Source organism: Ruegeria sp. F5, assembly GCF_056533845.1.
The window spans coordinates 55,133-67,799 of sequence record NZ_JBQFOU010000016.1 but is presented as its reverse complement, the minus strand read 5'-3'; the positions used below and the strand labels follow the sequence as shown (position 1 = coordinate 67,799).

Here is a 12,667-nt window from a genome sequence, read left to right as displayed (position 1 = left end):
GAGAACCGGAATGCTGAGCAACTTTCTATTCAATTATTTTGGCCTGTTTCGAGCCTTGGCTATGGCGTTAACGGATGGGCGGTCGCTGCACTTGCTCGCAATGTCCGCGTCACTGCTCTTTGTCAGTACTTGCTTTTACGTGCTCGTCGAGGGCTGGAGCATTTTGAATGCGATGTACTTCTCAGTCATCACCATGTCGACTGTCGGCTACGGTGATATTGCGCCCATCACCGCAGCGGGAAAGGTCTTTACGATGATCTTCACTGTCGCTGGCATTGGGATTTTCGTGGCCACGATCACAACCATCGCCACCATCTTTGTTGCGAATTTCAAGGTGCGAAAGTGACTAATAGTAGGCCGAAAGCTCAGGTTTTAGCCTGCGCGTTGGCTTTAGCTGTCATCAGCCATACACGGACCTGCATCTAATGGCAGGTTTGTAGATATGTACGGACTGGCGGGAGACTTTCGGCGACATTCCAGAACTGGGAAGGAGGAAAGCTTAGGGACGAACGATCAACGCGAGATTCGGCGTAAACTTTTAGTTCTGCGAAATGCCGAGAAGATCGGCTGCGTTAGCAAGTCCAAACCGGGATAAAGCAAACACATGATCTTCTCGGAAAGCTACCAATGGCGACAGGCTTCTACTCCTACAGAATCCGTATCGTTTCCGCACAAATCACTGTTGCGGATCCGACCGGAATTGCGGCACAAGACACTACCTTGGCGAACGCAGTTCTGGTTGATTGGTCGACCAACAATCTGTGGCGCCTGAACTTCTTGGATGTTCTAACCGTTCTCGGTGATCGTTACTTGTCGCTGGGATTTTGGAGGGCACAATGAAAGCCTATCTCGTTGCGCATATTCTATTGCTGCCATTTCTTACCTTCACTGTCCTTGCACCGCTTGGTTTTCCACTCGCTGGTGCGGTCTTGGGTGCAGTTATCGGAATTGTTGGCTGTGCCGTGCGCTATGGCGCCAAAACTCCTCCAGCATTTATGGCCGCCCAGGTTCTGGGAGTTCTGACCGTGACGGTGGTTCTTCTGCTCAGGCCAGAGATCCGGGAGACCGACGCACTCGCCATTGTGTTCTCGTTTCTCGCAGTTGGGGCGTTCGTGAGCATCCGTCAACGCAGACCGTGGACAGCAGAACTATCTGCGGCCGACGTCGGTGAATTTGCTCAGCATCCGGCATTCATCAAGTCCAATATGATGTTCTCGATGATGTGGATGTTGATCTTTGCTTGGTTCGCTTTTGCAAACTGGCAAGACCTCTCGGCCATGTATAGGTGGGTCCCGATGATCCTTGGTGGCGTCATAACAATTATCGGGCCGAAATTTTTGATGAGAATTGGCGTCAAACGCGGCATTGTTCCTCCGCAAGAATAGTTTGATGAAGCGACGAGGGACTCATTGCAGGGCGGAGAGAAATGAAAATCTAAACGGATTCTAAGCCTTCGTTTGCTCCTTCAAGAGATTGACTAAAATCTACATCAGAACGAGGGAAGTTTCGGGGGGCAGGTCAAGTGGTGCGAGGTCTTTCAGTCGTGTATTGAAAATCAAATCTTCCACCTGTCGATCAAATGTAGTTGAGCTTCTTGCTTATCCAAAAAAGGATTTCCGCCAGCACCGAGATCGCGCCGGCCTCTTCCGTGATTACCAGGGCTGTTCCAGATGTACCAAGCTGTGCCCTATCCGCAGGAAGGCCTTCTGGGATATCCATAGTGACAATATAGCTGGACGCACCAGTAAGTTCGCGCAGGCTTGGCAACCCGCTTCTCGCATCCACAACGCCTTCTCGAGTTCCTGGCGGAATCGCAAGGATTGTCGTCTCAAACTCGCGACCTGGCATCGTGCTCAAAGCAATCCGGATCGTATCACCAACGGACACATTGGGATAACTGCTTTGCGGCAACTGCGCGATGAGCAACCGGTCTGCAGGAAGCGAAAAGTTCAAGGCACCTTGAAGAGTCGTTACGCGATTGCCGGGGCGCAGCGAGAGGGCAGTGACGATACCGTTGTCAGGTGCGCGCACAACTGTCTGTTGCAAAGCCCACTCAGCCTGTGCCAGTGCCTCCTGAACTTCGACAACTCCAACATCAACGCCGTCCACCTGCGCCGCAATTCGCCGTTCAAGACTGCTTTTGCGTGCCTGTGCCGCACGCAAACCGGCTTCGAGTTGCTCAATCGTCGAAACCGCTTCCTGAAGTTGGAATTCAGCGGCGGCGCCACGTCCGGTAAGTTCGATTATGTCATCGCGGCGCTGTACACCGAAAGCAAGTTGCGCTTCGAGAGATTCGATCTCTGCAAGCGCCGCCTGATGATCTGTTTTTAACTGGTCTGCGGCTGACTGTGCGGATGCAAGCGATGCTTGAAGCCGGGCGACTTCAGCCGCGTACGTAGTATCATCGATACGAAACAACACATCACTCTTTGCCACCGGTTGGTTGGCTTCAACGGCCACTTCGGTGACGGGGCCAGACACGTTTGGTGCAATATTGATGACAGCACCTTGCACAGACACTGACCCGGAGGGTGTCGTGTGGTTTAATGCTCCGATCACAACCAATGCTATAACCAACGCACCACCATATACGACTGTCTTAAAGAGCCCGTTCCATGGCAAGACTTTAAGCTTGGCAAAAACAAGCCAAGCAATGCCAAAATACAAGCCGAGTACAATGAGCATGTTTGATTACCCTTACCGTGTTTCTTTTACATCCGTCGCCGTCAAAACTCGCGCGTATAGCTGATGCCAAGCAGGTCACGTTGTCCGAAAGTGTTGTCAATGTAGCTGCCAAACACGCTAATGCTGTCGTCCGGTGACGCATTGAAAGTAACGCCCGCACCGACGCTGAAACCCGAGTAGTCGTTTGAACCAGCGGATAGAACTCCACCAGTCTTTATCGTCCAGCGTTCGGATAGCGGCTTGAGGCCCAACAATCCGACATAGCCACCTTTGCTGGCAATCTCGGTGGGAAAGGCATCAGCGAACTCGAAATCGCTGCTGCTGATCCTACCATCGGTGTAATTTGCACCGAGAGCCGGAAACAAAAGCCACCCCTTCGGTTTGATGCCAAATGCGGCAAGCGGTACAAACGTTCCGATGGCGTATTGTGTTTGCAGTACGCTGCCTTCTAGCTCCTGTTCTGAGGCTGATACATTCACGATACCAAAATCGAAGAGATAAGATCCGCCAATGCGCCACTGATCGCCCTCCGAGACTGAAACGTTGATCTTAGTGACAGGTCCGAATGCCACCGACCCGAATAAGGTGCCAAAATCGCTATACCGGATGCCGATTTTCGTAACGATCTTAGTTGGATCATCCGAGAGTTTTTCATCTGGAACGGTCTGCGCCCAGGACGTGGAAGCCGCAACAGCGAAGAAAGTCCCTAGATATGCAGGGGCTATCATTCGCCTTCTGGTCATACGCTGGTACCCTCACCATCATTCATGGATCGGTTTTGCCGTTTCCGTACTACCGCGCAGATAATGGTGAATACCAGGTTGATTGGAACCATCAGCGTCATGAATGCCAAGACACTTGCCGAATAGGCCGGATTGAAGCAGCACGCATCCACCAGAAGGTATACGAGGCCGACATTGCGCAGGTTTGTACAGATGGCCAGCACCTGCCTATATTCCCGATTGCCGCCGCCTAAAAACCAACCGACCGCCATGAGCGAGAGAATGAAGATCAACATGGCGATCAGGCTCATCGGCCCAACACCTGCAGCCGCCTCTTGCCTGGTCCCGAGGCTGGTCACTACAGATGCAATGAAAGAAACCGTCGATATGAGAATCGCCGGTTTGTAAATGTGCTCGGCCACTGTTGGAAAAAACCGACGGATCAACATACCCAACAACAGTGGGACCCCGATGACACCCACGATACGGATTAGCAATTGGTCCCAGGCAACACGTTCAAGCGCATCGGTTGGAAGGACAATCTGAGCTGCCGCAGGGGCGAGTATTAGGCCAATGATTGACAGCAAGAATAGCAGCGCTCCGGCAGCACCGACTTGTCCCGGTGCTTTGGTTGAAAATTGGACTGCGTTGATACCGCCAGGGGCCACTGCCAACAAAAACAACACGACGCTTACTGGCCGCGGAAGGGGCAAGAACCCGATGATGAGGATTGCGATGACAGGCGGTACGAACACATTCGCGGCAAGTACTCGAGCAAGTTTTTCTCGTTCGAGAATGGAGGAGCCCATTTCGCGAAAAGTTGCGCTCATTCCGATGCAGAGCATCGCGAGGAAGAGAAAAATATGGATAAACAGCGTGACAGAGTCTTCGAAGGGAAGGGGGGAGTCCATCACAGCGGCTCTACATTCCAAAGGATGCTAATTGTAGCGTAAATCGCGACCGCGAAAACCAACCCGGCTGAGATCAACGCAGGTGAAATCGGAAATGGCTTACCGGAAACACTAGATAATCGCTTTAGAAAACTTATGTGCTGCACGATGGCAATTGACAGCATGAGCACCGCCAATACCAACATGAACAAGCCGACAAAACGCGCGCGTTCCAATGGTGCCTCTTCAAGCCCAGGGACCTCTGTTAAGATTCCGAACAGAGCTGGGATTGAGAAGCCAAAAGCTATGAGAGCTGTGGCCGTTCTCATATATCCCATCGTCGTCCTGTCCGATGCGAGCCGGGAACGCTCGAATGCAAGATCTGTGCGCTCTTCAGCCATCTGGTTTGTAGAACGAAGCGGTTTATCCTCTTTTTCACTGTCCATAGTGGGCCTCAGTAAGAAAATCAGGTTTCATTTGGTTTGTCTTCGACCCGCTCTTCCCGAATTTTCCGGACGAGAAAATAGTCGAGAAAAGTTCGGACGAAGGCGATGGCCGTCAGCTTGGCAAGCTCTTCGATTGTCGGGTCTGTTGCGGTCGCGATAATGTCCGCAGCCAGCTGCAACTCGAGCGCCACAATCAGATACTTTCCGAGGATCCGTCGCGCGATCGGCTCTGCATCCGACTCTCGGTGCAATATGAGCGCTTTCGCAAAGGCGAGACCTCCCGCAGCAACAACAATGACACTCGCCGCTTCGAAAATGATCTGAATATAGCTCGCCGCTTGAACGATCAGTATTTCCAACGCATGCATGGTAACTATCCTGTTGCGACAGGTTCATCTCGACTTTCAGTGCGACCGACAGACGACACTGCGCAAGCATTGAACAACTCACCCAAGTGATCTGGATCGAGCGTTGATTTGTGAGCAATGGCAACGATGCGGTTGGTCGGATTCTCACTGCCCCAAGCGCGGTCTTTTGTCAGCTCGACGCGCCGTCCGACAACCTGCAGCACGTATCGGTAATCCCGGTCGTCATCCAGGTGCACAAAGCCTTTGCAGCGATAGATATTCGAAGGCAATTCTCTCTTGATCATTCGCTCTAACGCCTTGCGCTGTAACGGCGCATTGTGCGCATAGCTCCAGGTGCTGAAGAATGAACCGTGATTGTGCCCGTGATCATGGACATGGCTGTGTTCTTGATCAGCCATCACGCGAGAAACATCGAACCGCCCAACGGACAGCAGGATTTCGAGCGGAACGCCACACTTGACCGCAGGTACAATCCGGACCCTCGAGAAGAAGCCGTCTATCCACCTTTTTACTTTGGCAGTTTCCTCGACACCCGCGAGATCAACTTTGTTTAGGATCACGAGATCCGCAAAACCGATCTGCTGCAGTTTGAGCTTGGCAAGGTCCGGGTCGTCATAAGTGAAGACCTGATCGGCGTCGACGACACATGTTACGCTGTCAAGCCGTATCAGGTCGCGGTAGGCTGAATCAACGAAGGTCATATAGATGCTTGCTGGGTCTGCCACCCCGCTGGCTTCAAGCAGTATGTATTCGATGGGATCATCACGTTCGATCAATGCCGCGACAGACTCAACGAGATCATCTCGGATCTGACAACAGACGCAGCCGTTCGCAAGGCTGATCATCCCATCTTCGACGTCAACAACCAATTCTGCATCGACATTGATCGAGCCGAAATCATTCACAAGAATGCCGACTTTCAACCCATGATCGCCTGTCAGAATGTGATTAAGAAGCGTGGTTTTCCCAGCGCCCAAGAAACCGGTTAATATCGTTAAGGGAACGGGTTCTTTCTCGGTATCTTTCATGCTTTTTCCTTGCTGAAAGCGGTCTACGCGCCGTATCGATGATTGGTCGGCGCGTAGCTGTCTTGGTCGGAATTAATCCGTATGTTCGCGTGCAGCGATCAGCGCCTGCACATCGACTCGGAATGTCTCTTCGTCGTAATGCTGGGTGAGCGGGCGCAATACGTCTTCAGGCATGTAAAGAGCTGGATCGAGTTCACGGTCCCGATACATCGCATCCTGCTGTTCCTCACGCGGAAGGCGCGGTTTCGGAATTGGGATGTACTCCGGCAATTTGCCGCCGGGGAACATCTCTGGCGGCAAGTCCTTCGGGTTGGGTGGTTGCATTGCGGCGCTTTCGGGGCGCAATGCCATTCTCTCCCACACACGATCTTTGGTGACGTTCACCACCTTTACGTCTGGTCCACCAAACAGGAACAGACCATCCCAGTGGGCGCGGATCTCCGCAATGGCCTCTCCTGCGGATTCCTCCGTATAGTGGCAGATCATACCGACGCGGGGTTGAATCTCGTTCATAAGATAACCGGCGGCGTAGTAGGGGGTGTGGTAGGTGTCGAGCGTGAACTCAAGCACTTCCCTCGGCGTGCCGTATTTGTAGTTGAGAAGCTGCGGCACGTCGGCCTGCCCCTCGGTCACAAAGACATCCACGCCCTTGGCGAATTTGATTGTGGATTCGTCTGGACGCCCGTCGCCGGTCCATACGAAAGAAAGGCCGGCCTCTTCCCAGTCGACACGGAAGGCTGAGGCCCCGTTCTTGACGTGGCTGCGACCCCAGTGGGTGACTTTCAACCCCGGTTCGTCAAGGCAAACGCCACCCTCATCCTTATAGTCAAATTCAACGACCTCGGTGTTGTATCCTTCGCCAATCGGACAATGGTCGAAATTCTCCAGATGCCATGTCATCATTTCGTGCATCTTGTCGACCATGTATTTCGTGCCTGTTTCCGGGCGATCACCTGAAGGCCCGAAAATGCGCATGCCGTTGCGCCATCCGCCGGACCACGCGCGAAACGGCATAAAATAGGGAAGGTCGGCATAGTGGTCCACATGCAAGTGGCTGATAAAGACGTCACGCACCATCGGTGGCAGGATTCCGCGTTGTAGAATATTTTTTACGCAGCCATTTCCAAAGTCGAAAAAAAGGCGTCTTGGAAAGGGCGTTCCATTTCCCAGCTCCAAAACAATAGACGTACCCGACTGCTGGAGTGTCGGCGGCCAAGGTGTACTGCCTGTGAAGCAAATCCTCATCTCACCTTCAGGTAAGAACTCGTTTGGTGGCGAAAAATTGTTACTCGAGCATCCCGGGGTGGGTCGGAAATAGTCCGGCAGAGAAATACCGCCGCCGGGGCGGGCGCCATATGGGTTGCGTGGTTGGCTCATTCTAGAATCCTCCGGATATGGTTTTGGTGCTCAGTGTTTTGACTTTTTCTTGGTTCCTGAAGATCAGGCCCCGCGGTTCGCTTACATCGTCGAGGTCAATCGACATTGGTGAGCCTCTCTGTGTGCCTTCTTATTTCAGACAGAAGTTCATCTCGAATAGTCTCCCAGTCCTTTCGTGCAGTAGACCTCTCCGGAAAGCGCGCTACGTGCTTGAGAGCTTCATCAAGATCTTGCACCGCTTCACGGACGTTTTCGTGTCTGAGCGCTCTGGACAGTGCAGCCTCGGAATGCTCCGGTATAAGGGCATGGAGTTCCTTACAGTTCATGGCTGAATGTGACCTCTATTTGGTGCTCTTGCAGACATGATAGAAAAGGCTTGGCACGAAACGACAGTGAGTTACGGTGAGGCAGGGGTGAGTTAGAGCGATATATCCAATCCTTCGGGGGAAATAAGTTATTGAAGTAATGAAGGAATTTAAGAATATTCCAGAGCAACAGATAACAGCCGAAGAAGTCAGGCATGCGCTTGAGCGCGTTCTTGCGTCTGCGGAGTTTGTTGGGTCGCCTAAACTACAAACCTTCTTAACCTACATTGTCGAGCAGGAACTTGATGGTCATGGGAGTTCTACAAAGGGCAAAGTTATTGCGACCGATGTCTACGATAAGGAGCTTGATGAAAACGGGAGTGCACTGAACCTCGTCCGGGTTGAGGCCCGTCGCCTCCGGCGAGGTTTGGATGATTATTACACCGGGGTGGGTCAATCGGACCCATTACGCATAAGTATGCAGACCGGGGGGTATCGACCAAAGTTCAAACGATCGATAATGGTAGAGCCAAGTGGCGCAACCAGCCAATTGGTGTCTACTCACTCGATCAGTTCGCGGCGTTACAAGTTCGGGTTGTCCCTCAGCGGACTGGTGCTTTTGTTGGCAATTGGGGTCGCATATCTAGGGTTCCTTAACTTTCAGCCAAATACGGAGTTCGCAACCACGAAATCCCAAGCAGAATTGGCCGCCCTTCGGGAACGCTCAATTACCAGCGTTCAGGCTAATAACTTGGCTGAGCAGACCCGGGGATTGTTCTTTCCGCTATTTGATCTCCGGCGGCAAACCATTAACTTGGATGCGTTCCGGCATGTCATTGAATTGGATCCGAACCTGGCTGCGGGTTATGCAGGTTCAGCCCAAGTGCTTGCCCTAAAGTCACTTCTAACAACCGATGCGGGCGCATCTGCTGCCTTGCTCAATGAAGCGATGATTATGGCAGAGCATGCGACCACACTGGACCCAATGGATGGCTGGGCACAGGCGTCACACGGCTGGACCCTAGTCGTATCTGGAGACATTGAAGGGGCACTTAGACGCGCCAGAATTGCTTTGGATCTTGAACCTCAAGATGGCCACATTCAGGATTTGATTGGCATTACAGCCCTTCTGGCAAATGATCCCTTGTTTGTGTCGGAGGTGTCTGACCCAGATCGATCTCGAATTGGAATAGGCCGCTTCGCCTACAATAACATCTACGGCGCATCACAGTTGATGCTGGAAAACTACGAGGCAGTTATCGAGGCCTTTTCGAAAGCAGCGGAACGCGGCCATCCTGTAAGTCCTCCGAGCCTCTTTTTGCTTGCAACCGCGTATCACGAAATGGGTAACCCTGAAAGGGCGGAACAGGCGGTAAGCGAGATGATAGACACTTGGCCTAATTTTCCTGCTCGTGAGGTCGTAACTCGGTTTTTTGTGAACGATCCTGCGACGCGGTCGCGTGTGCTCTTTGTGCTTGATACCTATTCACCAAGCTGACTAAGCAAACTCCCGGTTGGGCAGAGTGAATAGCACGAGTTGTTGAGCATCTTCCCGTCCGCAAAAAAATTCCTGCCTCAGGCCGTTTACTTCGACCAACTTGCACAGGCTCCTGTTCGAATTCTTCGATTAGTATCGACCGAATCTAAACGCTAAAATTCAGAGGTTGATAAGCCAAGCATATCTGCGAAGCTCTTCTTATCTGCCAGACACGAGGCCTCAAGTGCGACTGATCAGGAATTGTTTGATTGTAGCCGCGACAATCGTATTGGCTGTCGCCGGACTAAGGCTGGCGTTTCCACTGCCGCGAGAAAACTTCGCCGAACAGACTGTGATGCAAGGGTCCGATTGGACTGGACCACTTGGGACGACCATCAAGAGCGCTTTGGAGAGCAATCCCGGCTTCGACGGGGTGCGCCCGTTAGGAAGCGGCCGCGCGGCATTCGCAGCCCGCGCCATCCTCGCGAGGGAAGCGACATCTTCAATCGATGCTCAGTATTACATCTGGCAGGATGACGTGACCGGCCTGATGCTACTTGACGAGCTTAGGGCAGCAGCCGAGCGTGGTGTGCGGGTTAGGTTGCTGGTCGACGATAACGGCATCTCAGGATTGGATGGTTTGCTTGCCGAACTGGATGCTTTGCCCACTGCAAATGTTCGCATTTTTAATCCGTTCACACTGAGAAACCCCAAACTATTGTCGTACGCCTTTGACTTCAGCCGCCTGAACAGGCGGATGCACAACAAGTCAATGACAGTGGATGGGGTGGCCACAATTGTCGGTGGTCGCAATATCGGCGACATATATTTCGACTACGGGACAGGAACTCACTATCTTGACGTAGATGCGATAGCCATCGGTCCTATTGTGGAAGAGGTATCGCTGTCCTTCGATTCATATTGGAATAGCGCTTCTTCGTATGATGCCGTTCTCTTCTTAGACCTTCCCGCGGAAAAAAGCCTACAGACCAAAGCTAATGCGGCGCGCCAGACTGCCATCGGCGCAGGTTATCAGAAAGCAATCGAGGAAAGTGAACTACCCGACCGGATTGAGGGACATGATTTGAAGTTCGACTGGAGTGAGGTCACTCTTTTTGTCGACGACCCGGCCAAAGGCTTGGGTGGTGTCACAAGTGAAGACCTAATCGTCGAACGACTGATCGAATTCGCCAAAGCCTCTCAAACATCACTGGATCTTGTATCTGCTTATTTTATTCCCGGTGAACGAGGAGCCGAGGTCCTGAATGGGTTAGCGAAGTCCGGAGTAAAAGTCCGTGTCCTGACCAACTCCTTGGACGCGACCGACGTGATGCCAGTTCACGCAGCTTACATGCGGTACAGGGATGACTTGATGAACAGCGGTGTAGAACTCTTAGAGCTGCGCGCTTTGCGGCAGGAACATCGAGACCGAAGCCTACCAGAGATACTGGCCGGATCGGCATCGGGCCTGCACGCAAAGGTATTTGGGTCAGATAGTAAGCGGATTTTTATTGGCTCATACAACCTCGATCCCAGGTCTGCGAGTCTTAACACCGAAATGGGTCTGTTGATCGAAAGTCCGACGATCGCTGTGTCGCTCGCTGATCAATTGAACAAGCCTGAGCTCTTCTACCGTCTTGAGCATGACGACAAGGGGGAGATGATCTGGGTTCAAGAAGAAAAAGACGGGACTGTAAGAGTTCATACTACAGACCCGGAAACCAACGGTTTTCAGCGCGCCCTGACGGCAGTGGTCAGGTGGCTACCGGTAGAATGGATGCTTTGATGACTCCATTGCAGTGTTTTGACCAGTAGTACGACTTTAGTTTCATTTTCAGAAGGTACGAACTTTCTGTACCAAACAAGCAAGTTAGCGCAGCAGGTATGCTACACCATCTTGCCCAAGGCTAAAGTAATGCACAATGATAACTGTTTCAGTTTTTGCTCGATCCACACGGATCGAGCATGACTGGATCGAATGCCACCGACCAGGTTGTTAATGGCCAAGCTTATCCTACTACATTGAACTCAGGACCGTAAGGATAACCGGTAATGTTCTCATTGCCGTCCTCGGTGATAACCAGGATGTCGTGCTCGCGGTAGCCACCTGCACCCGGCTCTCCATCAGCAATGGTCAGCATCGGCTCCATCGAGATCACCATGCCCGGTTCCAGTACAGTGTCGATGTCTTCGCGCAATTCCAATCCGGCTTCTCGACCATAGTAGTGTGACAGCACACCAAACGAATGGCCATAACCAAAAGTGCGGTATTGTAGCAGGTTGCGCTCCGCAAAGAAGTCATTGATCTTGTGTGTAACTTCGGCGCAGGACGCGCCGGGCTTCAGCAGAGAAATTCCCAGCTCATGCGCACCCACATTAGCCTCCCAGATCTTCAGGCTAGCCGCGTCCACTTCGCCTACGAACATGGTCCGTTCAAGTGCGGTGTAGTAACCCGAGATCATCGGGAAAGTGTTCAGCGACAAGATATCACCGCGCTGCAGACGGCGGCCCGTCACAGGGTTGTGCGCCCCATCGGTGTTGATGCCCGACTGGAACCAGACCCACGTGTCGCGGTATTCGGCATCAGGGAAGCGCTTGGCGATTTCCAGTTCCATCGCGTCTCGCCCAGCCATTGCCACGTCAATCTCGCGCACGCCTTCTTTGACGGCCTCGCGGATCGCGTATCCACCGACGTCAGCCACGGCGGCACCGGCGCGGATCATCTCAATCTCGGCAGGCGATTTGTGCATGCGCTGGCGCATCGTTGCTTCGTAGAGATCAACAGTCTTGGAAGGTGAAAGGAAGCTATTCAACTTGCCCTGCTGCAACAGAGTTAGATGGTCGCCTTCAAAGCCTATGACTTTTCCCGAACCGGTGACGGACAGGATCGCGCGCCAATAGTTGTCGCGCTGCCAGTCGGTGTAGGTGATGTTGTCCCCGTAGCATCTGCGCCACGGCTGGCCTGCATCGATGCCCGCCGAAATAGTGACGCATTCTGTAGGTGTTACGACCAGCGCATAGGGTCGACCAAACGCGCAATAGGTAAAGCCCGAGTAGTATGAAATGTTGTGCATGGACGTGAACACGGCAGCATCCGAGCCCGTGTCGGACAGGATTTTGCGAAGACCGTCTACGCGGGCAGCGTATTCGCTTGGGGCGAATTGCAAGTCAGCTTTTTCGCCATTGTGGAAACGATAGAATTCAGGACGTGCAGTCATAGCGACCTCCGTTTAAGAAGGTCCCGGCGTTCAGGACTGTTAGAAACACGCGCCTCCCGGTGGCGACGCCATCGCCATTTGCGTAAGTATTATTTTGCCAGAATTATGGTTCGAATCCAATCTTTTTCGTCCGTCCTGACTAACTTTTCTA

At 52.6% G+C, this 12,667-nt stretch carries 12 protein-coding genes; 4 read left to right on the top strand and 8 right to left on the bottom strand.

Annotated elements, in window-relative coordinates; translation table 11 throughout:
* Window positions 1-10: 10 nt before the first annotated feature.
* A complete protein-coding gene (locus ACR0K1_RS20060) occupies window positions 11-346 on the top strand; it encodes an ion channel (protein WP_480851711.1) in 336 nt (111 codons plus the stop codon).
* A 490-nt stretch (window positions 347-836) separates the two neighbouring features.
* Complete coding sequence (locus tag ACR0K1_RS20055; protein ID WP_480851710.1) at window positions 837-1,385, top strand: hypothetical protein; 549 nt, start codon at window positions 837-839, stop codon at window positions 1,383-1,385.
* A 190-nt stretch (window positions 1,386-1,575) separates the two neighbouring features.
* On the opposite strand, the gene ACR0K1_RS20050 is transcribed toward ACR0K1_RS20055, so the two are convergent.
* The 7 genes from ACR0K1_RS20050 to gntH form a co-directional block, all read right to left on the bottom strand.
* A complete protein-coding gene (locus tag ACR0K1_RS20050; protein ID WP_480851708.1) occupies window positions 1,576-2,685 on the bottom strand; it encodes an HlyD family secretion protein in 1,110 nt (369 codons plus the stop codon).
* A gap of 41 nt (window positions 2,686-2,726) precedes the next feature.
* Window positions 2,727-3,413 carry a hypothetical protein gene (locus ACR0K1_RS20045; RefSeq protein WP_480851706.1) on the bottom strand — a complete coding sequence of 229 codons (687 nt, stop codon included), beginning with the start codon at window positions 3,411-3,413 and terminating at the stop codon, window positions 2,727-2,729.
* Between the two features lie 11 nt (window positions 3,414-3,424).
* Window positions 3,425-4,318: a bile acid:sodium symporter family protein gene (locus ACR0K1_RS20040; RefSeq protein WP_480851705.1), complete on the bottom strand. Its 894-nt coding sequence runs from the start codon at window positions 4,316-4,318 to the stop codon at window positions 3,425-3,427.
* Window positions 4,318-4,743, bottom strand: coding sequence for a YidH family protein (locus ACR0K1_RS20035; protein WP_480851704.1), 426 nt, complete (start codon window positions 4,741-4,743; stop codon window positions 4,318-4,320). The genes ACR0K1_RS20040 and ACR0K1_RS20035 overlap by 1 nt, the downstream gene beginning before the upstream one ends.
* A gap of 20 nt (window positions 4,744-4,763) precedes the next feature.
* Window positions 4,764-5,111, bottom strand: coding sequence for a DUF1622 domain-containing protein (locus ACR0K1_RS20030; protein ID WP_480851703.1), 348 nt, complete (start codon window positions 5,109-5,111; stop codon window positions 4,764-4,766).
* Between the two features lie 5 nt (window positions 5,112-5,116).
* Window positions 5,117-6,139 carry a CobW family GTP-binding protein gene (locus tag ACR0K1_RS20025; RefSeq protein WP_480851701.1) on the bottom strand — a complete coding sequence of 341 codons (1,023 nt, stop codon included), beginning with the start codon at window positions 6,137-6,139 and terminating at the stop codon, window positions 5,117-5,119.
* Between the two features lie 72 nt (window positions 6,140-6,211).
* Window positions 6,212-7,516, bottom strand: coding sequence for a guanitoxin biosynthesis MBL fold metallo-hydrolase GntH (gntH, locus tag ACR0K1_RS20020; protein WP_480851700.1), 1,305 nt, complete (start codon window positions 7,514-7,516; stop codon window positions 6,212-6,214).
* A gap of 465 nt (window positions 7,517-7,981) precedes the next feature.
* Here gntH and ACR0K1_RS20015 point away from each other — a divergent pair, with 465 nt between their 5' ends.
* Together ACR0K1_RS20015 and ACR0K1_RS20010 are read left to right on the top strand one after the other, a co-directional pair.
* On the top strand, window positions 7,982-9,319 hold the full coding sequence (locus ACR0K1_RS20015) for a tetratricopeptide repeat protein (RefSeq protein ID WP_480851698.1): 1,338 nt from the start codon (window positions 7,982-7,984) through the stop codon (window positions 9,317-9,319).
* Window positions 9,320-9,542: 223 nt separating this feature from the next.
* The gene (locus tag ACR0K1_RS20010) at window positions 9,543-11,084 is read left to right on the top strand and encodes a phospholipase D family protein (RefSeq protein WP_480851696.1); all 1,542 of its coding nucleotides are present in this window, start codon (window positions 9,543-9,545) and stop codon (window positions 11,082-11,084) included.
* A gap of 223 nt (window positions 11,085-11,307) precedes the next feature.
* Here the strand turns inward: ACR0K1_RS20010 and ACR0K1_RS20005 are convergent, their stop codons facing one another.
* Window positions 11,308-12,516 carry an aminopeptidase P family protein gene (locus tag ACR0K1_RS20005; protein ID WP_480851695.1) on the bottom strand — a complete coding sequence of 403 codons (1,209 nt, stop codon included), beginning with the start codon at window positions 12,514-12,516 and terminating at the stop codon, window positions 11,308-11,310.
* Window positions 12,517-12,667: the final 151 nt, after the last annotated feature.